Raw genomic sequence first — 21,363 nt, forward strand, 5'->3', positions numbered from 1 at the left:
GTTCGGTCTCCGCTCTCCTCAGTCGGACGATCCGGACGGGACCGGCTCCCGGATCGCCCGGTCGGCGAGCCCGTCCAGCTCGTAGGCCTGCCGGGCCAGCCAGAACCGCAGGAAGTTGGTCAGCGAATAGCGCAGGAACACCGCGGCACCGGTGACGGCGGCGGCCACCCCGCCCAGTGCCAGCACGATGGCGTCGCGCTGGGCCAGCGGATCGGTGGTGCCGTGGGAGATCAGGTAGGCCAGCGCGGCGAGCACCGGCCCGGCCACCATGAGCACCACGCCGGTGCGCAGCCACAGTCCGGAACGGCCGGCCGACGGGTCGGGAATCTTGAGTTCTCGCAGGTCTCGGGCGAAACGGTCCGCACGGGATTCGGTCATGATGGGTCACTTCCTAGATAGAGGGCGGCCAATTCGTTGCGGAGTCCGCTGTCCGGATGTCCTTGGCGCACGATGCGTCCGCGCACCAGGACGGCCGCGTGATCGGCGATGTCGAGGACGGCGGCGGCGAATTGCTCGACCACGAGCACCGCCACGCCCTGGCGGGCGATCTCGGCGACCTGCTCGTAGAGCCGCTCGACCACCAGCGGCGCCAGGCCCATGGACAATTCGTCGAGCAGCAGCACCGCCGGGTCGGTGGCCAGTCCCCTGGCCAGCGCCAGCATCTGCTGTTCGCCGCCGGACATGGTGCCTGCCACCTGGCCGGCGCGGGTGCGCAGGATCGGGAACCGGTCGAAGGCGATCTCCTCGATCTGTGCGCGGGTGCGGCCGGTGCAGGTCATCATCCACAGGTTCTCGCGCACAGTGAGATTGGGGAACACGCCGCGGCCTTCCGGGATCAGGCAGACCCCGGCGCCCGCCAGATCGCGGGCCATCGCGCCGGTGACGTCGCGTCCGCCCAGCTCCAGGCTGCCCGCCGTCACCGGATGGGTGCCCGCCACCACGTTCAGTGCCGTCGTCTTGCCCGCGCCGTTGGGCCCGAGCAGCGCGACGACCCGGCCGGCCGCGACCTCGAGATCCACGCCGTGCAACACGGTGATGGCGCCGTAGGCGGCGCGGACGCCCCGCAGCGCCAGCAGGGGCGCCGGGCCGGTGGTCTCGGCCGGGACCACCGCGGTGGCCGGATGCACGGTGGTCACAGGTCCCCCAGGTAGGCAGCCAGGACGGCCTCGTCCGAGCGGATCGTCGCGGGCGGACCGGAGGCGATCACCCGGCCGAGGTCGAGGACGTACACCGCGTCGCACACGTTCATCACCAGGCCCATGTCGTGTTCCACCAGCAGCACCGCGGTGCCCTGCTCGGCGAGCGAGCGCAGCAGTTCTCCGAAGCGCTCGGTTTCGGTGTGGTCCTGGCCGGCGGCGGGTTCGTCGAGCAGGATCACGCTCGGCCGGGCGGCGACCGCCCGGCCCACTTCGACCAGTCGTCCGGTGCCGGTGGGCAATTCGTCGGCGCAGGCATCCGCGACCGTGGACAGGCCGAACCGGTCGATGATGTCGTCGACGACCTGTCCGGCCCGGCGCCGGTCCGGCCCGAGTTCGGCGGCTACCAGGAGGTTGTCGCGCACGCTGAGCCGGCCGAACAGTTCGAGCCGCTGGAAGGTGCGTGCCATGCCGTGCCTGGCCCGGCGGGCGGGTCCGGCACGGGTGATGTCGCGACCGCCGAGGCGCACCCGTCCGCGCACCGGAGTGCGCAGCCCGCAGATCACGTCGAACAGCGTGCTCTTGCCCGCGCCGTTGGGGCCGATCAAGCCGGTGATCGCGCCGGCTTCGGCGCGCAGCGTGGCGGCGTCCAGTGCCCGGTTTCCGCCGAACACGACGGTGACATCGTCAACTTCCAGTAGTGACGGCACGGTCGAGCACCTCCTCGTCCTCGGGTGTCCAGGGCCGCCGGATGCCCCACCATTCGACCGGCACCACCGACGGATCGGCCGCGGGCCGGTTCCGCACCGAGCTCCAGATCCGGGCTGCCACGATCGCGACGACGACACCGCCGGTGAAGGCCCAGCCGTCGATCGCCGCGAGCAGCCGCAGGCCCCACAGCGCGAGCACGACGCCCACCAGCAGTGGCGCCACCACCCGGTCGCGCAGCATCGGGAACCACTCGCGGCGCAACGGTGTGATCGCGCCGTCCTTCAGCACGCCCCCGCCGAAGAGGATGCCGCCCAGCGAGGGCAGCACCTGCGAGAGATTCAGCAGGCCGGGCCACAGCACCGGAATCACGTTCAGCGGACCCGCGAACACCAAGCCGGTGAACATGCCGGCCCCGACCGCGCCGAGCCCGGCGATGGTGACGATCAGGAAGATCGGCAGCCCGGCCACCAGGTTGAACTGGTCCGGCGCCACGGCCTGCACCTGCATCCCGTACAGCGCGCCGCCCAGCCCGGCGATGGCCGCCGAGAGCGCGAACACCGCCACCCGCGCCAGCAGCAGGCTGCCGCCGAGGGTCGCGTAGGCGGCCTCGCTGTCGCGCAGGGCGATCAGCCGCCTGCCGAACCTGCTGCGCCGCAACAGCGCGACGCCGAGACCGGCCAGTGCGAGGCAGACCGCGGCGAACACGGTGATCCCGGCGGTGGTCTCCACCTTCAGCCCGAACAGGTCCGGTCCGGCGATCGACACCGAGCCCTGATCGAACAGCGCGATCCGCACGCCGAACACCTCGAAGGCGGGCAGTGTGAAGATCCAGCGGTCGAGCACGACCGCGAAGGCCGCGGTGGCCAGCGCCAGGTAGACACCCGAAAGCCGCAGTGCCGGAATCGCGATCACCGCACCGACCAGTCCCGCGATACCCATGGCCGCGAGCAGCGCCCACCACTGACCGTCCGGTCCCAGATGCCCGTAGGCCACCGCGCCGATACCAGCCAGACCGAGCTGGCACAGCGAGATCTGTCCCGCGAACCCGAGCAGCGGCACATACGACAGCGCGATGACGCCCCAGGCGAACATGGCGCCGTAGGTGATCAGATCCGGCTCACTGAGCATCGTCGCCAGCATCAACCCCAGCGTGATGATCACCGCCGCGAAGACCGCCGAGCCGCCGAGGGTGGGCAGCGGCACCGCGCCCACCCGCCGGTCGCGCCCGCGTAACCGGCCGTGCGGGAACAGCAGCAGCGCGACGAACAGCAGCAGCGCGGGCGCGGCGAGCCGCAGCCCCGGCAGGTATTCGTTCTGCGGCAGGTACCCGGTCAGGTAGCTCTCCAGCAGGCCGACGACCACCGCGCCGGCGAACACCATCGGCAGATTGCGCAGCCGCCCGAAAATGGCCGCGGTGTAGGCACTCACGATCAGCAGCGACAGTTGCGCCGCGTCCAGCGTGACCATCGGCGCGATCAGGATGCCGCCGATCGCGGCCAGCTCGATGCCGAGGATCCAGGCGATCCGGTTGGCCCGCTGCGGGTCGGCGCCGGTGAGCCCCACCAGGGCGCGGTCGTCGACCGTGGCCCGCATCTCCACCCCGGTTCGAGTGCGGTACAGCAGGATTCGCAGCGCGACCGCCACCGCGATCGCGACCGCGATGGTCAGGGCCTGGTGCCAGGTCAACGTCACCACGCCCAGATCGAGCGACGGCTGGTCGGGGAAGAAGCGCGGCAGCGACCGCGACTCGTTCGGATTCCAGATCCAGCGCGCCAGCACGATCAACCCGCTGAGCAGCGCGATGGTCATCACCAATTTCTCGGCGTCGCCCAAACCCTGGGTGGGAGCGAGGGTCCAGCCGAAGAACAGACCGAAGGCCGGGGCGAAGACGAGCAGCACCGCGGCCAGCGCGAGCGGAACCGGCCAGCCCCAGCCCACCGACAACTGCCAGTAGACGAAGGCCGAGACCATGCCCGCGGCACCGTGCGCGAAGTTGAACACCCCGGTGGTGGTGTAGGTGAGTACCAGGCCGCTGCCGATCACGGCGTAGATCGCGGCGGTACTGAGGCCGACGATGCCGAAGGCGAGGAATTGCTCCATCAGCGGACGCGCTCCGTCACTTCAGATCCGCGAGACTCTTGTTCACCCAGGCCAGGGTCATCGGCTGACCGAAGTCCGCCTTGTACCGGTACGGGGTGAAGCCGCAGCGGTAGAGCCCGTCGGTGTTCGGCGAGAACTGCGCGGACTTCCACCCGCCCGGACCCGCCTGCTGCACGTTGAAGCAGCGGGTCTGATCGGCCAGCGGCTTGGACAGGTCGACCGGCGCCTGCAAACCGCCTGCGGTCCAGGCGGTCTCGGCGGCCGCGGTCTTGTAGACGCAGGCGCGAGTCAGATCGGCACCACAGGCGGTGGCCGACTTCGCGAACAACAGCCAGGACTGAAAGGCGCGCAGCACCTGGAAGGTGATGGCACTGCCGGGGGCGTACTGCTGGAAGAGGTCCTTCACCTGCTGCACCGCGGGCACCCGGTCGGCCGCGTCCAGCGGGGCGGTGCCGCTCATGTCGAGCACGTTGTTCTGCTGTCCGAGTGAGCTCTTCGCCGAGTCCAGGAACACCTGGTTGTAGGAGTTGGCGTTGGCGTCGATCCAGTCCAGCTTGTAGTTCATGCTGGTCAGCACATCCTGGAGCTTCGCCAGGTAGCGGAAGTCACCGTAGAAGATCAGGCCTTTCACCCCGGCCGCCTTGATGGCCTGGGCGTAGGGCGTCCAGTCCGAGACACCCGAGATCGGGTACAGGTCGCTGTAGGCGATCTTCGCTCCTGCCGCGGTGAGCGACTCGGTGAGCTTGTCGCCCATGACCTTGGTGATCGGCGAGTCGCCGTTGATCATGCCGATGGCGCTCTTGGACCCGGGGAAGGCCTCGTTGATCAGCCAATCCTGGAATCCCGTATAGGGATTCACGTTCTCCGACATCGACGAGCCCGCGCCCAGCTGCAGGTCCGAACCGGTGTTGGCGGTCTGGGAGACCTGCGCCGGGAACTCCGGCAGCAGACATTCGAGCCGGTCCTTGACGCCGAGACCGTCGAGCGCGGCGCTGCCGCCGACCAGGACGAAGTCCTCCCGGCAGGCCTCGAGCATGCGCTGGCGGACCTCCATGAGTTTGGTGTCGCGCAGGTTGGTGACGATCTTGCGGCCGTTGATTCCACCCGCCGCGTTGCACCACGACGTGAAAACCTTGGCCGCGTCGACGAAGTCGGGATTCTTGGTGAAGCCGATGTCGGAGAAGACACCGACCTCGATCTCGGTCGCTGTCACGCCCTGGGCCTGCGCGCTGCCCGGCGTGCCCGGCGTGCAGACATCGCTGAGCGTGCCGAAGTCGCCGGACGCGGCAGGCGCCGGACCGCCCGCACCGTCTTCGCGCGCTCCGCTCTCCCGGCCGCACCCCGCCACCAGGAGAGCGACCGCCATCAGGGCGATGACTGTTCGCTGTGGTTTCACCGTATTCCTCCTCCGTGAGCAGCGGCGGCATGGCGCCCGCTGCAACGGAAACTATCTTCTCAGAATCGGATAATCAATATCGAGTTTCCGGAGAGTATGAATCTTCCAGGTCGGCCGGGGCGGCCGACTCGACGCTCGCACCGGGCGGCCGAAGTCGCGTTTGACAGCGCCCGACCTGCATGGAAATCTGGTAGTCAGTTTTGGAGAATCATATTCTCACGAGAGGGAGTCCCTTGGCACACTTCACCAAGCCGGCGGCAGGGAGCTGGACGCAGAACTATCCCGAGCTGGGCACCGCCCCGGTGGACTACACGGATTCGATCGACCCCGCCTTCTACGAGGACGAGCGCCAGGCGATCTTCCGCAAGACCTGGCTCAATGTCGGCCGGGTCGACAAGCTGCCCAAAGTCGGCAGCTACTTCACCAAAGAGCTCGCCTGCGTGGGCACGTCGCTGATCATCGTCAAGGACAAGGAGGGCGTGGTCCGCGCCTTCCACAACATCTGCCGTCACCGCGGCAACAAGCTGGTCTGGGACGACTACCCCAACCAGGAGACCGCCGGTACCTGCCGGCAGTTCACCTGCAAGTACCACGCCTGGCGCTACGGCCTCGACGGCGAGCTGACCTTCGTCCAGCAGGAAGGCGAGTTCTTCGACCTGGACAAGAGCGAGTTCGGGCTCAAGCCGGTGCGCTGCGAGATCTGGGAAGGCTTCGTCTTCGTCAACCTCGACGAGGCCGCGGCGCCCCTGACCGAGTATCTGGGCCCGATGATGAAGGGCCTGGAAGGCTATCCGTTCGCGGAGATGAGCGAGGTCTACAGCTACAAGGCCGAGATCGGCTCGAACTGGAAGCTGTTCATCGACGCCTTCGCCGAGTTCTACCACGCGCCGGTGCTGCACCAGAAGCAGGCGGTCAAGGACGAGGCAGACAAGCTCATCGGCACCGGCTTCGAGGCACTGCACTACGAGATCGACGCCCCGCACTCGATGGTGTCCTCCTGGGGCGGCATGGCGCCGCCGAAGGACCCGATGATGGTCAAGCCCCTCGAGCGCGAACTGCGCAGCGGTCTGTTCGGGCCGTGGGACCGCCCCGACATCGAGGGCCTCGATCCGCTGCCGCCCGGCCTCAACCCGGCAGGCCACAAGGCCTGGGGCGTGGACGAATTCGAGATCTTCCCGAACTTCTCCCTGCTGTTCTGGGCGCCGGGCTGGTTCCTGACCTACCACTACTGGCCGACCGCGGTGGACCGCCACATCTTCGAGGCGAACCTGTACTTCGTGCCCGCGAAGAACGCGCGCGAGCGCCTCGCCCAGGAGCTGGCCGCGGTCACCTTCAAGGAGTACGCGCTCCAGGACGCGAACACCCTCGAGGCCACCCAGACCATGATCGCCACCCGCGAGGTCACCGACTTCCCGCTCAACGATCAGGAGATCCTGCTCCGCCACCTGCACACCACCGCCCAGAAGATCGTCAAGGAGTACCGCGATGGCAAGCACTGATTCGACCAAGGCGCTGCCCGCCGAGTTCGCCGACCTGGAGCGCTTCGGCGACTGGATCCTGGCGACCGAACCCGAGCGCTACGCCAAGCGGCTGGCCTCGACGATGGAACAGATGCAGGAGCTCTACGACGCGGTGTTCCCGCGCATGCAGCCCGCGCTGGACTTCATCGACGGCAAGTACGAGTGGCACGATCTGCCGGAGGAGGGACGTCACCTTTTCCATCTGCTGCAGTCGCTGGTGATGGTGTCGTTCCCGATCGAGGTCTGGAAGCAGGCGCGGGTGCCCGATTCGGGTGCGGCCTACCTGGATGTCGTGCGCGAACCGGTGGTGTAGCCGATGACGACGCGCACGCTGCGAGCCGCCGGTCTCCTCGATGTCGACACCGGCGAGATCGTCCGGCCGGGCATCCTGCGGGTCGAGGACGACCGGATCACCGGTGTCGGCGGTGAGGTCGAGGGCGAGGTCGTCGAACTCGGCGACCTCGTCCTGCTGCCCGGACTGATGGACATGGAAGTCAATCTGCTGATGGGCGGGCGCGGGGAGACCGGGCTCGCCTCCAGCGTGAAAGACGATCCGGCCCTGCGGGTGTTGCGTGCGGTGGGCAATGCCCGCCGCACCCTGCGGGCCGGGTTCACCACCGTCCGCAACCTCGGCCTGTTCGTCAAGACCGGCGGGTATCTGCTCGATGTCGCGCTGGGCAAGGCGATCGATGAGGGCTGGATCGAGGGACCCCGCATCGTGCCTGCGGGCCATGCGATCACCCCGACCGGCGGACACCTCGACCCGACCATGTTCGCGGCCTTCGCCCCGGATGTGCTGCAGCTGACGATCGAGGAAGGGATCGCCAACGGCGTCGACGAGGTCCGCAAGGCGGTGCGCTACCAGATCAAGCACGGTGCGCAGCTGATCAAGATCTGTGTCTCCGGCGGGGTCATGTCGCTCACCGGAGCGCCCGGCGCACAACACTATTCGGACGAGGAACTGCGCGCGATCGTGGACGAGGCCCATCGTCGCGGGCTGCGGGTCGCCGCGCACACGCACGGGGCCGACGCGGTCAAGCACGCGGTGGCCGCCGGGATCGACTGCATCGAGCACGGTTTCCTCATCGACGACGAGGCCATCGCGCTGATGGTCGAGCACGGCACCTGGCTGGTGCCCACGACCCGGCTGGCCGATGCCATGGACGTCTCCAAGGCCGATCCGGCCTTGCAGGCCAAGGCGGCCGAGATGTTCCCCAAGGCCCGCACCTCGGTGCTGGCCGCCTACCGGGCCGGCGTCCGGATCGCGGTGGGCACCGACGCGCCCGCGATTCCGCACGGCCGCAACGCCGACGAACTCGTCGCCCTGGTCGAGCGGGGCCTGGCACCGATCGACGTGGTCCGCGCGGCCACCGTGCGGGCCGCGGAGCTGATCGGCGTCACCGACCGCGGCCGGCTGGCGCCCGGGCTGCTGGCCGATGTCATCGCCGTCCCCGGTGATCCCCTGGCGGACATCACCTGCACCAGGGACGTGCGATTCGTGATGAAAGGCGGAAGAATTCATGTCCAGAAGTGACGACCTGCTCGAGATCCAGCAGGTGCTCGCCCGCTACGCGGTGACCATCACCCAGGGCGACATCGACGGGGTGCTCGCGGTGTTCACCCCCGACGGCACCTACAGCGCCTTCGGCGACACCTACACCCTCGACCTGTTCCCCGACCTCGTCGCCGCCGCACCGAAAGGGCTGTTCCTCACCGGCACACCAGCGCTGGAGATCGACGGTGACAACGCGACCGGCACGCAGCCGCTGTGCTTCGTCGACCACAGCACCCACGACTTGCGCATCGGCTACTACACCGACACGCTTGTGCGCACCGACGACGGCTGGCGGCTGCGAACCCGGCGGATGACGTTCATCCGCCGCAACGGCGACCACGATTCCGGCATCCCGCACGCGTTCGAGCGTTCCCGGCCATGAGGGTCGACACCGGCCCGGAAGTGCCTGTCCTGCATGAGATCTCCGAGTTCCGGAACCGTCTGCGCGCATGGCTCGACGTCAACGACCTGACGCCGGCACGCGACGAATCCCTGGACGGCCACGTCGCCCAGCTGCTGCGGGTGCGGCGGGCGCTGTTCGACGCGGACTGGATGCGCTACGGCTGGCCCGCCCGGATCGGTGGTCTCGGCGGGCCCGCCGCGCTGCGCGCCGTCCTGGGTGAGGAGGTCGCGACCCGCGATCTGGCCGAGCCGGGTATCTGGTCGATGATCGAGGTCCTGGCGCCGACGATGATCTCCTACGCGTCGCCCGCGCTGGCCGCGCAGATGGTGCCGCCGCTGCTCTCCGGCCGTGAGCAGTGGTGCCAGGGGTTCTCCGAGCCCGGCTCCGGCAGCGATCTCGCCTCACTCAGCACCACGGCGACACCGCGCGGCCGGGACTGGGTGATCTCCGGCCAGAAGGTGTGGACCAGTCTCGCGCAGTACGCGGCCCGCTGTGTCCTGCTCACCCGGACCGGGCCGGGCCACGACGGGATCACCGCGTTCTTCGTCGACATGGACACCCCGGGAATCACGGTGCGCCCGTTGAGGACCATGCACGGCGTGGACGAGTTCGCCGAGGTGTTCTTCGACGATGTGGTGGTTCCCGACGACCGGATGCTGGGCACGCCCGGCGACGGCTGGCGGATCGCGATGGATCTGCTGCCACACGAACGGTCCACCTGCTTCTGGCACCGGATCGCCTACCTGTTCACCCGCCTCGACCGGGTCCTCGCGCAGGTCGATGATCAGGACGACGACGCACTCGGCGCGGCCTACGTCGCCCTGCACACCGCGCGCTGCCGGTCGCTGGGCACCCAGCGCCGCCTCGCCGAGGGCGCCCGGCTCGGCCCGGAGACCTCGATCGACAAGGTGCTGCTCGCCGGCGCCGAACAGCAATTGTTCGACCTCGCGCGCGATCTCCTGCCGGGTGCGGTCGAGCTCGACGACGGCCCGTGGCGCACCGAGTTCCTCTACTCCCGGGCGGCGACGATCTACGGCGGCACCGCCGAGATCCAGCGCAACATCATCGCTCGCAGGCTCCTCGATCTCGGGAAGGAATGACCGTGCCCGAACACCCAGGACTCGACCCGGCCGAGCGCGCCCTGCTCACCGGCTCGCTCCGCCATGCCATGTCCGGCCGCACCGGCCACGCGCTGGACACCGCGCTGGCCGAACTCGGCTGGCCCGAGATCCTCACGGCGGCACCCGAACTCACCGGTCCGGTCCTGTTCCGGCTGCTCGGTGAGACCGGCGCGCACGCGCCACTGGTACTCGACGTGCTCGCCCACGCCGGGGCGGACACCGCGGTCCTGCCCTTCGCGGGCGGGCGCTGGGTACGGTGGGCCCGACACGATCCGCATTCGATTGCGCCACACGGTGATTCGGTCGACGACGAGCTCCCGCTCTACCGCGCGGCGCCAGGTGTCCCGCCGGCCGCGCACCCCCTCGCCGAGGGCAGGCGCGTGCTGGGCTGGTGGTTGCTGGGCACCGGGCACGCCATGCTGACGCTGGCCCGCACGCACGCACTGGACCGGGCCCAGTTCGGCCGCCCACTCGCCGCGTTCCAGGCGGTGCGGCATCGCCTCGCCGAGACCCTGGTGGCGCTCGACGGCGCCGAGGCGGCACTGACCGTCGCCGACGAGGCCGCCCTCGACCCCACCCGCGCCGAGCACCGCGCCCCGGCCGCCCTGCTGGCCAAAGCGGCCGCCGGACAGGCGGCCCGCACCGCCGCCCGGCACTGTCAGCAGGTGCTGGGCGGCATCGGTTTCACCGCCGAGCACGCGCTGCACCGGCATGTCCGCCGGTCCCTGGTCCTGGACGGCCTGCTCGGCAGCGCGCGTGAACTCACCCGCGAGGCGGGCGCGGCGATCCGGCTGTCCGGCACGGCCACCCGGCTCGCCGACCTCTGACCCGCGCCACGACACGACGATCGCCCGGTACCGATGCGGTACCGGGCGATCGCGCGCGCTCAGCAGGCCGTCGAGGTCCCGCCCTGGATGGCCAGCAGCGCGCAGAACGTGGTCGCGGCGACCTTCCAGGTGTCGCCCTGCTTCACCGCCTGCCCGGTCTGATCCGGCAGCACCGGGTTACCGCCCATCAGTAGCGTGTAGCCGACGTCGGCGGTGCCTGCGCCGGTGACCTTCACCGTGGCCACGGTGACCGAGGTACCCGCGGACTGTGGATTCTGGGCCTGGGCCTGCAGGATCGCCAGGAAGGCGTCACCGCTCTCCACCAGCGCGGCCCGCTCGGTCGCCGGCTTGGAGCCGTCGAAGAAGGTCGTGTAGGTCCGGGTGATGGCCTGCGTGGTGGCGGCGTCGGCCGTCGCCGGGGCAGTGCTGCTGGTCGCGGCGGCGGACGTGGACGCTGCCGCGTCGGCCTCGTCGTCGGAGCCACAGCCGGTGAGTGCGGTGGCGAGGACGACACCGCAACAGACCGCGGTGGTGCGGAACAGGGATGTGCGCATGAAACTTCCTTGTCTCACTTGATGTTCGCTTTCATTTCGTCCATGTCGATCAGGATCGGATATCCGTTGACGCTCAACGCGTTTCCGTGTCCCGTCTGATGGATGTCGAAGACCGACTGGATGGCCGCGTAGAAGCCCTGCACATCCAGGGTCTGGTTGACCGCCCGCTTGGCCTGCCGCAGACCGAACGCCGGCATCGCCGCGATCCGGGCGGCCAGCTGCCGGGTGTGCTCGTCGAGTTCGGCGCGCGGGACGACCGTGTTCACCATGCCCACCTGCTGGGCCTCCTCGGCCGTCACCGGGCGTCCGGTGAACAGGATTTCCTTGGCCTTGCGCGCACCGAGTTCCCAGGTGTGGCCGTGGTATTCGACGCCGCCGATGCCCATCAGGACCACCGGATCGGAGAAGAGGGCGTCCTCGGCGGCGACGATCAGATCGCACGGCCAGCACAGCAGCAGCCCGCCCGCGATACACCGGCCCTGCACCGCCGCGATGGACGGCTTGGGCACATTGCGCCACCGCAGCGAATACTCCAGGTAGCGGCGCGATTCCAGCTCGTAGATCCGGTCCAGGGTGATCGAGCTCGGATCCGGCCACGACCTGTCCTTCAGGTCGTGCCCGGCCGAGAAGTGCTTGCCCTCGGCCCTGAGCACGATGACCGCGACGTCGGCCGATCCGGCGGCGCGCATCCAGGCGGCGTCCAGCTCGTCGAGCAGCTCACCGTTCTGTGCATTGGCGGCGTCCGGCCGGTCGAGGGTGATCGTCGCGATGCGATCGGCGACTTCGTAGCGGATGTACAAATCGATGCTCCTTGCCGGGCGGGATGCGATCTGACGAGAATAGCATTCTCATGATTGGAAGTAACAGTCTCTCGACTGTTGCGACATGCCGCACATGGCTACACAGTTAAACGAGGTTCTCCGGTACAGTGCATTCATGTTCTCTTCGCATGACCGGGGATCGAGGTGCCCGTGACCAGCCCGAGCGAGAAGCCGGCCTGGAAACAGCGCGCGGTCGAACGATCGCTACGCACGGCGACCCTGCGCGCCGAGGAGCGGGTACAGCGATTCCTCGACGCCGCGCAGGCCATCATCACGGAAAAGGGCAGCACCGACTTCACCGTGCAGGAGGTCGTCGACCGCTCCCGCCAGTCGCTGCGCAGCTTCTACCTGCAGTTCGACGGCAAGCACGAACTGCTGCTCGCTCTGTTCGAGGACGCGCTGTCGCGCACCTCCGAACAGTTGCGCGCGGCCGCGGACGGGCAGACCGACCCGATGGACAAGCTCCAGGTCACCGTCGAATTGCTGTTCGAGCTGTGTCGTCCTGATCCCGCGGCCCAGCGCCCGCTGTTCACCGATTTCGCGCCGCAACTGCTCGTGTCCCATCCCGGGCACGTCAAGGTCGCGCACGCACCGGTGCTGGCACTGTTCACCGAGCTGATGGACCTCGCCAAGGAAGCGGGCGAGATCACCGCCGACATGAACACCCGCCGTGCCGCGGCCATGGTGATGCAAACCGTCATGTTCACCGCGCAGTCCACCGGCGCGGTCGACGAGGAGACCCAGCATCCGATCACGGCCACCGAGGTCTGGAACTTCTGCGCGCACGGGTTCGCTCGCGCCTGAGTCTCCGGCCCTCCGCGGCCGCGTTGCCCCCTCGAACACACCACGAGAACCGGCAGGTCACCACCGACCTGCCGGTTCCCCTTTTCTCGGCACCGCTCAGACGGTAGGCACCTCGATCACCGTCGCCGATCCCATCCCGCCACCGGCACACAGCGCGGCGATGCCGAATCCGCCGCCGCGACGGCGCAATTCGTGGACCATGGTGACGATCATCCTGGCCCCGGTCGCCGCCACCGGATGGCCGAGCGAGCAGCCACTGCCGCTGTAGTTCACGATCTCCGGGTTCAGGTCCAGCGCCCGGATCGCCGCGAGCGGCACCGAGGTGAACGCCTCGTTGATCTCGATCAGCCGCACCGAGCCGAGCGAAATCCCGGCCCGGCGCGCGGCTTTCGTGATCGCCTCGATCGGCGCCAGCCCGGTGTCGGCCGGGTCGACGCCGACTGACGCCCAGCCCCGGATGTAGCCGAGCGCGGGCAGCCCGAGCCGATCGGAGGCGATCGCCAGCGCCGCGGCGCCGTCGTTGGCGCCGGACGCGTTGCCCGCGGTGATCGAGAAGCCGTCGATCTCGGGGTGCAGCACCTTCAGCGAGGCCAGCCGCTCCAGGCTGGTGTCGCGGCGTGGGTGCTCGTCGACGTCGAAGAGCCCGTGCGGGGTCTCGACGGGGAGGATCTCGTCCTTGAACAGACTTTCGTCGATGGCGGTGATCGCGTTGCGATGGGAGCGGAAGGCCCACCGGTCCAGGTCGTCCCGGGTGAGCCCGGCCCGCACCGCGGTATTCCAGCCGACGGTGATCGACATGTCGAGGGCCGGGGCGTCCGGGCGGTCGGGGTGACTGGGCGAGACCCACGGGTCGATCCATTCGTCCGCGCCGACCTTGAACCGCGCGCGCGGTGCGGTCGAATCACTGTTCACGCCACCGGCGATCACCAGCTCGTCCATCCCCGACCTGATGCTCGCCGCCGCCGACTGCACGGCGGCCATCCCCGCGGCACAGTGCCGGTTCTGGGCCAGGCCCGGCACCGCGGTCAGGCCGGCGGTGACGGCGGCATGTCGCGCGAGAACACCGCCGCCGTAACGGCCCTCACCGAGGATCACGTCATCGATCCGGTCGGTGTCGAGTTCCCCGGCGACCGCGCTGACCACGTGGTGGGCGAGGTCGAAGGCGGTGGTGTCGCGCAAGGTGCCCTTGCGGGCGGTGCCGATCGGCGTTCGCAGGGCGGAAACGATGACGGCTTCGGGCATGAGGGCCTCCTCGGTGGATTGCCCGCAATGGGCTGACGTGTCCTGATGAGAATAGTATTCTCTCTCATTGAGATTGGTATTCACAAGGAGGGATCGCGCTATGCAGATCAGTGGAAGTTCCGCACTCGTCGTCGGCGGCACCGGCGGCCTCGGCGAGGCGACCGTGCGGCGGCTGCACGCCGCGGGCGCGAAGGTCGTCGTCGCCGACGTCGCCGACGACAAGGGCAAGGAGCTGGTCGACGAACTCGGCATCCGCTACGTGCATACCGATGCCACCCAGGAGGATTCGGTGCGCGCGGCGGTCGCGGAGGCGCAATCGCTGGGACCGCTGCGGATCTCGGTCGACACCCACGGCGGCCCCGCGACGGGCGGCAGGCTCATCGGCAAGGACGGCTCGCCACTGGAGCTGGCCGGCTTCCGCACCACCATCGAGTTCTATCTGACCGCCGTGTTCAACGTGCTGCGCCTGTCCGCCGAGGCGATGGCGACCACCGAACCGCTGGACGAGGGCGCGCGCGGCGTCATCGTGAACACGTCCTCCATCGCCGCGTTCGAAGGCCAGATCGGGCAGCTCCCCTACGCCGCCGCCAAGGGCGGCGTCGCCGCGATGACCCTCGTCGCCGCCCGCGACCTCTCCCCCCTGGGCATCCGGGTGGTCACCATCGCGCCCGGCACCGTCAACACCCCCGCCTACGGCAAGGCGGCCGACCAGCTCGAGGGGTACTGGGGTCCGCAGGTGCCGTTCCCCAAGCGGATGGGACGCTCCGACGAATACGCCAAACTGGCCACCGCGATCGTCGAGAACGACTATCTCAACGGCGAAGTCATCCGCCTCGACGGTGCGCTGCGTTTCCCGCCGCGCTAGCGGCACACGGCAGCGAAGGGACCCGGATGGTTCCGGGTCCCCCTCGCTGTTGATGCCGATGCGTGCTGAGCCCCGCTACTTCCCGGCGGTGAGGCGGGTGATCACCGTGCGGAAGGCTTCGGTCTGGAACGAGAGGTCCTCCGCGGTGGTCGCGTAGTCGAGAGTGGCCAGCACGGCCCGCTCGAGATGCAGATTCAGCAGCCGCTTGGTGCTTTCCGCGGCCTGCTGGGGCAGTTCGGCGACCCGCTTGGCACAGGCCATCGCCTCGGCGAGCGGATCGGCCACCACATGATTCACCAGCCCCATCTCGCGCGCCCGTTCGGCCGTGATCTTGGCGCCGGTCAGGGCGTACTCCTTGGCCAGCAGCAGACTGGTGTGCAGCGGCCAGCTGAGCGGACCACCGTCGGCGGCCACCAGGCCGACCTGCACATGCGGGTCCTTGAGATAGGCGTCCTCGGCGATGTAGGCGATATCGCTCAAAGCCACCAGGCTGCAGCCGAGCCCGACGGCGGGACCGTTGACCGCGGCGATCACCGGCACCCGGCACCGCACCATGCCGAGCACGATCTCGCGGCCGTGCGCGATGGTCTTCGCGCGCAGCTCGGCATCGTGGGCGAGTTCGGCCAGGTAGGCGAAGTCCCCGCCGGCGGAGAACGCCGAGCCCGCCCCGGTGAGCACCGCGGCCCTGGCCGAGCGGTCGGCGGCGAGCCTGGGCCACAGCGCGGCCAGGCCGGAGTGCAGCGCGTCGTCGACGGCGTTGAGCGCGTCGGGCCGGTTGAGCGTGATGATCCGCAGCGGGCCGTCGGCCTCGACGAGGATCTCGGGGGGCAGGTCGTACATGTCAGGCTCCTAGCTCGAGGATTCGGGTGGCGATGATGTTCTTCTGGATCTGCGACGTTCCGCCCATCACGCTCTGGGCGCGGCTGTAGAGGTAGCTGCCGAACATGTCGTCGTCGGCGGTGCCAGCCACCGCGAGCGCCGCGTGGCCGACCGATTGCTCCACCCAGGTCATCAGCAGCTTGTCGAGGGAACCGTCCGGGCCGTGCACGAGCCCGTCGAGCTGCTCGGAGAGCCGGCGTCGCACATGCAGCCGCAGCATCTCCGATTCGACTGCCGCCCAGGCGAGTTCGTCGGGAATCCGGCCGTCGACCCGGGACTCGAGCTGCCGTACCGTCTTCGCGTAGCGGGCCGCGAAACCCAGTGTGGCCGGTTCGCGTTCGTGCCCGACCACCGTCATGGCGAGCTTCCAGCCGTCGCCGGGAGCGCCCACCATCCGGTCGGCGGGGACCCGGGCGCCGTCGAACCGGACCTGCCCGAACTCGCGGGTGACCCCGCTGATCATCCGCAGTGGCCGCTGCTCGACCCCCGGCTGGTGCATCGAGACGATGAATCCCGAAATGCCTTTGTGCCGTGGGGCGTCCGGGTCTGTGCGGGCGAGCAGCAGGCACCAATCGGCGACATCGGAGTAGCTGGTCCAGATCTTGTGGCCGTGCAGCACGTAGTCGTCGCCGTCGCGGGTGGCCGTCGTGCGGAGGGAGGCCAGATCCGAACCCGCGTCCGGCTCGCTGAAGCCCTGACACCACCGCTGCGAGCCGTCGATCATGCCGGGCAGAAAGCATTGTTGCAGTGCGGGACTCGCGTGCCTGCCCAGCCCGTGGACCAGATAGCCGAGGCTGGGGCGGGCGGGCGCACCGGCCCTGGTCAGCTCTTCGTCCAGGATGACGTCGTAGACCGGTGCCAGCGCGTGTCCACCGAACTCCTTCGGCCAGGACAGGCCGAAGAAGCCCGCGCCGTACAGGGCCCGATGCCAGTCCCCCGCGCGGGCCCAGTACTCGTCGCCGGAGGAGGGGAAGGACGCGGCCGCGCCGGCCAGCCAGTCCCGCAACCGGGCGCGGAAGGCGGCTTCGTCCGGCGAATCACGATAGTCCACGGTCGATGTCCTCCAGACGTGTTGCGAACAGTTCGGTCGAGGTCAGCACCCGGCGCAGGTAGACGTGCGCCAGGCATTCCCAGGTGTTGCCGATGCCGCCGTGCACCTGAATCGAGGTCTCGCACACCGTGCGGGCGGCTCGTGCGGTGTAGACCTTGGCGATCCGGGCCGCGCGCAATGCCTCGGCGGGCGCCAGCTCGTCCACCGACCAGGCCGCGTAGCGCAGCACGCTGATCGAACCCTCGATCAGCGCCAGGCTTTCGGCGAGCAGGTGCGCCACCGCCTGATAGGTGCCGATGGGGTGGCCGTACTGCGCGCGAACTTTCGCGTAATCCACCGCCAGCCGGTGTGTGCCGCGTGCCGCGCCGAGCAGATCCGCGGTGGTCGTGGTGACGGCCAGTGCCCGCCACTGGACGAGTTGTTCCGGCGACAGCTCGCCGAGCAGTTCCCGCGCACTGCCGGTGTCCGCGGCCGTCCGGGTGAGGTCGGCGCCGGACAGCCGGGCACCGACCTCGGCGGCGTAGAGCTGCCGGTCGTCGAGCAGCAGCACCCGGTCGCGGCCCGCCGCATCGACCGCACGGCCGTCGACGCCGATCGTCCATCGCCCCTCGGCAGCCCCGCGCAGGTCATCGGCCAGGACCGGCCCCAGGAACGCGACGTCGACGAGTCCCCGCGCGAATTCCTCAGCGACCAAGGCGACTTCGACGCCGGAGGCGCCATCGGAGCGCAAGGAGCGCCACCCCGCGACATCGACCGCCTTCTCGAGTCGCTCCCGCCGGTTCGCGTCGTCGAGATCGGCGACCGAGCCGGGCCCGAGGTCGTCGGCCAGCCGGGCGGCGGCATCACGCAGCTGACGCTGCTCACTGGTCAGTCGGACGTCCATGACGCTCCTCGAGGACTCGGCGGAGCACCTTGCCCGAGGGCAGGCGCGGGATCTCGGGTACGAAAACGACGCGCCGGGGCCGCTTGTAGGAGGCCAGGCGGTCACCGACCAGCGTGATCAGCTCGTCGGCGGCGACGGTGTCGAGCACGGCGACCGCGGCCACCACCGCCTCCCCGTCGTGGGGATCGGGCGTGCCGAACACCGCGCAGTCGGCGACCAGCGGATGGTCGTGCAGCACCGCCTCGATCTCGGCGGGCGCGACCTGGAAGCCGCGCACCTTGATCATCTCCTTGGCCCGGTCGGTGATCCGGATCCAGCCGTCGGAGTCGACGTGCCCGACATCGCCGGTGCGGTACCACGGGCCGTCGAAGGCGTCCGCGGTCGCCTCGGCAGGCAGGTAGCCCGCCATCGTCGAGGTCGACCGGCACTGGATCTCGCCGGTCTCCCCCGCCGCCACCGGTTTTCCGGTGTCGAGGTCCACCACTCGGATCTCGACGCCCGGCGCGGCCTTGCCGACCGAGTCCAGCCGCGCGCCCGCGAGCGGGTTGCATGCGATGACCGGCAGTTCGCTGGCGCCGTAGGCGGGCAGCCACGGCACCCCGGTGCGCACGGTCACCGTTTCGGCGATGCTCGCCGTCACCGGGGTGGCGCCCCACATGATGTAGCGCAGCGAACTCAGGTCGTAGCGTTCGAGTTCGGGGTGGGCGGCGAGGGCGATCGCGATCGGCGCGACGGCCATCTCGATGGTGATGCGGTCGCGCTGGATGCAGGACAGCATGGTGTTCAGGTCGAAGCGCCGGTGCAGCCGCATCCACACACCGGCCCGCAGCGCGGTGACGATATTGAGCAGGCCCAGGATGTGTGAGGGCGGGGTGGCGATCTGGATCCGGTCGGCACCGGTGAGGCCGAGGACCTCGGTCCACTGCCGCACCGCCACCGCGAGCGAACCGTATGTGTGCCGCACCGCTTTCGGCATCCCGGTCGTGCCGGAGCTGAACACCAGGACGGCGTCCGCGGCCGGATCCGGTTCGGCCGCAAGGTCTTCCGACGCGACGATCGGGTCGTCGAGGTGACGCATCGGCAACAGGTCACCCAGCACCGGACTGTCGCCGAGCGCGGCGACCGGTGCGGTGAGCGCCACGGCGTGCGCGACCTCGTCCTGTTTCCAGGCCGGGCTGATCAGGACGACGCAGGCGCCGATCCGCCACACGGCCAGCACCGCGACGACGAATTCGGGCCGGTTCGACGACATCAGCGCCACCCGGTCTCCCACCCGGACACCCCGGGCCGTGAGCTCTCCGCCCAGCCCGGCCGCGAGGGCGCCGAGTTCGTCTGCGGTGTAGGCCCGATCCTCGAATACGAGCGCGCTGGGCACGGTATCGGCCATCTTGGAAGGTTCCCGTCTCATGAGAGAGAATACTATTCTCATTTCGATAGAATCTTCATACCAGGAGGACGCGGTCCATGGCGACACTCTCTTCATATCTGCGAGCGACCGTGACCCGGGTGGTGGCCGAGAGCCCGGACGCGCGGACCTTCGTGCTCGCCCCGCACGACGGGCCGCTGAGCTACCGGGCGGGGCAGTTCTGCACGTTCCGGGTCACCGTGGACGGCGCCGAACTGTTCCGCTCGTACTCGATGTCGAGCGCGCCGGAGACCGATACCGAGCTGATGACCACGGTCAAACGCGTGCCCGGCGGCGCTGTGTCGAATTGGCTGCTCGACACCCTCGCCGAGGGCGACGAAGTGGAGTTGTCCAGGGCCGCGGGCCGGTTCTGCCTGCGCGACACCGATGTCGCACTGCTCGGCTTCAGCGGCGGCAGCGGAATCACCCCGATCCTGTCGCTCACCAAGGCGGCGCTGGCGAGCACCACGCGCCGGGTCCGGCTCCTGTGCGCGGACCGCGACCGGGCATCGATGCTGTTCGCGGACGCGCTCACCGACTTGGTCGCCCGCTATCCGGACCGGCTCGAGGTGGTCCGGCACCTCGACAGCGAGCGCGGATTCCTCGACGCCGCGACCGTCCGCGCCTTCGTCGGCGCGGACGCGCCCGGCGACCACTACATCTGCGGGCCCGAGGCCTTCATGGAACTGGTGGAGCGCGCACTCCCCGGACCGGGCGCGGTGTTCAGCGAGCGATTCGGCACACCCGTCGCCGACGGACCCAAACCCCCGATGGAAGACACTGCGGCAGTGGCAGATTCGGGTGGCACCGTCACGGTGATCCTGAACGGCAAGAAACGATCGGTGCCCCGCAAGGACGGGGAGACGCTGCTGGAGAGCGCCCGCCGCGGCGGCCTCACCCCGCCGTTCTCCTGCGAACAGGGCAACTGCGCGACCTGCATCGCCAAGGTGACCGCGGGCCGGGCGACCATGCGGCAGAACAACGCGCTGGCCGACGACGAGGTCGCCGACGGCTACGTCCTGACCTGCCAGGCGGTGCCCGACTCCGCCGACCTCACCGTCGACTACGAGTGAGTTCCGGTGGCGCCCAGGGCAACATCTCCGGGCGCCACCGGGGCCGTCATCCGCGCAGCTGCTGGGCCAGCTCGGCGATCATCGCCCTGGTCCGCTGCTTGGAGGCGATCAGCGCGTCGCGGTCGTCGCCGATCGGCAGCAGCCGCACCGAGATGTCGGTCGCGCCCGCCTCGGCATAGCGGCGCAGACCCGCCGCGATGGCGTCCTCGTCGCCGGCCAGGCACAGATCACCGATGGAGCTCGCATCGCCTTGCTCGAGCAGCCGCTGATAGTTGGGCGAGACCTCGGCCTCGCCGAGAATCCGGTTCGCCCGCTCGCGCGCCTCGTCGACCTGCCCCGGCGCGCACAGGCACACCGGTAATCCGGCGACCACCCGCGGCGCGGGTCTGCCCGCGTCGGCGGCGGCCTTGGTGATCCGCGGGACCACGTGCTCGGCGATCGCGCGTTCGTCGGCCATCCAGAGGACCGTGCCGTCGGCCCGCTCCCCCGCGATCCGCAACATCACCGGCCCCAGCGCGGCGACCAGCACCGGCACCGGGGCGACCGGGCCGAGATCGAGCGGATTGTGCACCGTGAAGGTGTCGTTCTCGACGTCCACCGACCCGCTGCCGGTGAGACCGGCGGACAGCACTTCGAGATAGTCGCGGGTGTAGGCCGCCGGCTTCTCGTAGGGCAGGCCGAGCATGTCACGCACGATCCAGTGGTGCGACGGCCCGACCCCGAGAGCGAGCCTGCCGCCCGCCGCCGCGTGCGCCGAGAGTGCCTGGCGGGCCAGGGCGACCGGATGCTGCGCCTGCAACGGGACCACGGCCGTGCCCAGTTCGATCCGCGAGGTGGCCAGCCCCATGGCCGCGACGGTGATGAGCGCGTCGAAGTCGGTGGGTATCTGGGGGATCCAGGCGGTGTCGAGTCCCGCCGACTCCGCCCAGGCGATATCGCGCAGCATGCGCTCGAGCTTGCGCCCGGAGTCACCTCTTTCCGGGCCGATCATCACGCCGATACGCACGGTTCCTCCAA

Annotated in this window: 22 protein-coding genes; 9 read left to right on the forward strand and 13 right to left on the reverse strand. The window is 69.6% G+C overall.

The annotated features are described in order from the left end of the window. Positions 1-18 precede the first annotated feature (18 nt). Genes ACFVAV_RS13120 through ACFVAV_RS13140 form a run of 5 tightly spaced genes read right to left on the reverse strand, consistent with a single transcriptional unit; the run spans position 19 to position 5,343 of the window. Complete coding sequence (locus tag ACFVAV_RS13120; RefSeq protein WP_379034374.1) at positions 19-378, reverse strand: hypothetical protein; 360 nt, start codon at positions 376-378, stop codon at positions 19-21. Beyond that, complete coding sequence (locus ACFVAV_RS13125) at positions 375-1,136, reverse strand: ABC transporter ATP-binding protein (RefSeq protein ID WP_379034376.1); 762 nt, start codon at positions 1,134-1,136, stop codon at positions 375-377. The genes ACFVAV_RS13120 and ACFVAV_RS13125 overlap by 4 nt, the downstream gene beginning before the upstream one ends. Continuing rightward, positions 1,133-1,846 carry an ABC transporter ATP-binding protein gene (locus ACFVAV_RS13130; RefSeq protein WP_379034378.1) on the reverse strand — a complete coding sequence of 238 codons (714 nt, stop codon included), beginning with the start codon at positions 1,844-1,846 and terminating at the stop codon, positions 1,133-1,135. The genes ACFVAV_RS13125 and ACFVAV_RS13130 overlap by 4 nt, the downstream gene beginning before the upstream one ends. Continuing rightward, entirely contained in the window at positions 1,824-3,947 is a 2,124-nt protein-coding gene (locus ACFVAV_RS13135; protein WP_379034380.1) for an ABC transporter permease, read from the reverse strand. Before ACFVAV_RS13135 ends, ACFVAV_RS13130 begins: the two co-directional genes overlap by 23 nt. 16 nt (positions 3,948-3,963) lie before the next feature. After that, on the reverse strand, positions 3,964-5,343 hold the full coding sequence (locus tag ACFVAV_RS13140; RefSeq protein ID WP_379034382.1) for an ABC transporter substrate-binding protein: 1,380 nt from the start codon (positions 5,341-5,343) through the stop codon (positions 3,964-3,966). A 233-nt stretch (positions 5,344-5,576) separates the two neighbouring features. Here ACFVAV_RS13140 and ACFVAV_RS13145 point away from each other — a divergent pair, with 233 nt between their 5' ends. From ACFVAV_RS13145 to ACFVAV_RS13170, 6 genes are read left to right on the forward strand one after another with little or no spacing between them, the layout of a single operon-like run. Beyond that, the gene (locus tag ACFVAV_RS13145) at positions 5,577-6,842 is read left to right on the forward strand and encodes an aromatic ring-hydroxylating dioxygenase subunit alpha (RefSeq protein WP_379034384.1); all 1,266 of its coding nucleotides are present in this window, start codon (positions 5,577-5,579) and stop codon (positions 6,840-6,842) included. Further along, entirely contained in the window at positions 6,829-7,176 is a 348-nt protein-coding gene (locus ACFVAV_RS13150; protein ID WP_379034386.1) for a hypothetical protein, read from the forward strand. Before ACFVAV_RS13145 ends, ACFVAV_RS13150 begins: the two co-directional genes overlap by 14 nt. Before the next feature lie 3 nt (positions 7,177-7,179). Beyond that, entirely contained in the window at positions 7,180-8,397 is a 1,218-nt protein-coding gene (locus tag ACFVAV_RS13155; protein ID WP_379034388.1) for an amidohydrolase family protein, read from the forward strand. Beyond that, the gene (locus ACFVAV_RS13160) at positions 8,384-8,800 is read left to right on the forward strand and encodes a nuclear transport factor 2 family protein (RefSeq protein ID WP_379034390.1); all 417 of its coding nucleotides are present in this window, start codon (positions 8,384-8,386) and stop codon (positions 8,798-8,800) included. The genes ACFVAV_RS13155 and ACFVAV_RS13160 overlap by 14 nt, the downstream gene beginning before the upstream one ends. Next, entirely contained in the window at positions 8,797-9,921 is a 1,125-nt protein-coding gene (locus ACFVAV_RS13165; protein WP_379034393.1) for an acyl-CoA dehydrogenase family protein, read from the forward strand. Before ACFVAV_RS13160 ends, ACFVAV_RS13165 begins: the two co-directional genes overlap by 4 nt. Beyond that, entirely contained in the window at positions 9,918-10,769 is an 852-nt protein-coding gene (locus ACFVAV_RS13170; protein ID WP_379034395.1) for an acyl-CoA dehydrogenase family protein, read from the forward strand. The genes ACFVAV_RS13165 and ACFVAV_RS13170 overlap by 4 nt, the downstream gene beginning before the upstream one ends. A 59-nt stretch (positions 10,770-10,828) precedes the next feature. Here ACFVAV_RS13170 and ACFVAV_RS13175 read toward each other — a convergent pair whose 3' ends face one another. Together ACFVAV_RS13175 and ACFVAV_RS13180 are read right to left on the reverse strand one after the other, a co-directional pair. Next, the gene (locus tag ACFVAV_RS13175; protein ID WP_379034397.1) at positions 10,829-11,323 is read right to left on the reverse strand and encodes a hypothetical protein; all 495 of its coding nucleotides are present in this window, start codon (positions 11,321-11,323) and stop codon (positions 10,829-10,831) included. Positions 11,324-11,337: 14 nt separating this feature from the next. Further along, positions 11,338-12,123, reverse strand: coding sequence for an enoyl-CoA hydratase (locus ACFVAV_RS13180; RefSeq protein ID WP_379034399.1), 786 nt, complete (start codon positions 12,121-12,123; stop codon positions 11,338-11,340). A gap of 171 nt (positions 12,124-12,294) precedes the next feature. On the opposite strand from ACFVAV_RS13180, the gene ACFVAV_RS13185 reads away from it, so the two are divergent. Beyond that, positions 12,295-12,948 carry a TetR/AcrR family transcriptional regulator gene (locus ACFVAV_RS13185; RefSeq protein WP_379034401.1) on the forward strand — a complete coding sequence of 218 codons (654 nt, stop codon included), beginning with the start codon at positions 12,295-12,297 and terminating at the stop codon, positions 12,946-12,948. Between the two features lie 96 nt (positions 12,949-13,044). Here the strand turns inward: ACFVAV_RS13185 and ACFVAV_RS13190 are convergent, their stop codons facing one another. After that, positions 13,045-14,190 (reverse strand): thiolase family protein, encoded by a 1,146-nt coding sequence (locus ACFVAV_RS13190; RefSeq protein WP_379034403.1) that lies wholly within the window; start codon positions 14,188-14,190, stop codon positions 13,045-13,047. Between the two features lie 100 nt (positions 14,191-14,290). On the opposite strand from ACFVAV_RS13190, the gene ACFVAV_RS13195 reads away from it, so the two are divergent. Then, complete coding sequence (locus tag ACFVAV_RS13195; RefSeq protein ID WP_355278194.1) at positions 14,291-15,055, forward strand: SDR family NAD(P)-dependent oxidoreductase; 765 nt, start codon at positions 14,291-14,293, stop codon at positions 15,053-15,055. Between the two features lie 75 nt (positions 15,056-15,130). On the opposite strand, the gene ACFVAV_RS13200 is transcribed toward ACFVAV_RS13195, so the two are convergent. From ACFVAV_RS13200 to ACFVAV_RS13215, 4 genes are read right to left on the reverse strand one after another with little or no spacing between them, the layout of a single operon-like run. Beyond that, the gene (locus ACFVAV_RS13200; protein ID WP_379034406.1) at positions 15,131-15,895 is read right to left on the reverse strand and encodes an enoyl-CoA hydratase/isomerase family protein; all 765 of its coding nucleotides are present in this window, start codon (positions 15,893-15,895) and stop codon (positions 15,131-15,133) included. A 1-nt stretch (position 15,896) separates the two neighbouring features. Then, a complete protein-coding gene (locus tag ACFVAV_RS13205) occupies positions 15,897-16,985 on the reverse strand; it encodes an acyl-CoA dehydrogenase family protein (protein WP_379034407.1) in 1,089 nt (362 codons plus the stop codon). Beyond that, positions 16,972-17,868 (reverse strand): acyl-CoA dehydrogenase family protein, encoded by an 897-nt coding sequence (locus tag ACFVAV_RS13210; protein ID WP_379034409.1) that lies wholly within the window; start codon positions 17,866-17,868, stop codon positions 16,972-16,974. The genes ACFVAV_RS13205 and ACFVAV_RS13210 overlap by 14 nt, the downstream gene beginning before the upstream one ends. After that, the gene (locus ACFVAV_RS13215) at positions 17,846-19,276 is read right to left on the reverse strand and encodes a class I adenylate-forming enzyme family protein (RefSeq protein WP_379034411.1); all 1,431 of its coding nucleotides are present in this window, start codon (positions 19,274-19,276) and stop codon (positions 17,846-17,848) included. The genes ACFVAV_RS13210 and ACFVAV_RS13215 overlap by 23 nt, the downstream gene beginning before the upstream one ends. A 56-nt stretch (positions 19,277-19,332) precedes the next feature. Here ACFVAV_RS13215 and ACFVAV_RS13220 point away from each other — a divergent pair, with 56 nt between their 5' ends. Next, a complete protein-coding gene (locus ACFVAV_RS13220) occupies positions 19,333-20,346 on the forward strand; it encodes a 2Fe-2S iron-sulfur cluster-binding protein (RefSeq protein ID WP_379034413.1) in 1,014 nt (337 codons plus the stop codon). A gap of 46 nt (positions 20,347-20,392) precedes the next feature. On the opposite strand, the gene ACFVAV_RS13225 is transcribed toward ACFVAV_RS13220, so the two are convergent. Then, a complete protein-coding gene (locus ACFVAV_RS13225) occupies positions 20,393-21,352 on the reverse strand; it encodes an LLM class F420-dependent oxidoreductase (RefSeq protein ID WP_379034415.1) in 960 nt (319 codons plus the stop codon). Between the last annotated feature and the right edge of the window lie 11 nt (positions 21,353-21,363).

It is taken from the genome of Nocardia sp. NPDC057663 (genome assembly GCF_042799895.1).
Taxonomy (GTDB): domain Bacteria; phylum Actinomycetota; class Actinomycetes; order Mycobacteriales; family Mycobacteriaceae; genus Nocardia.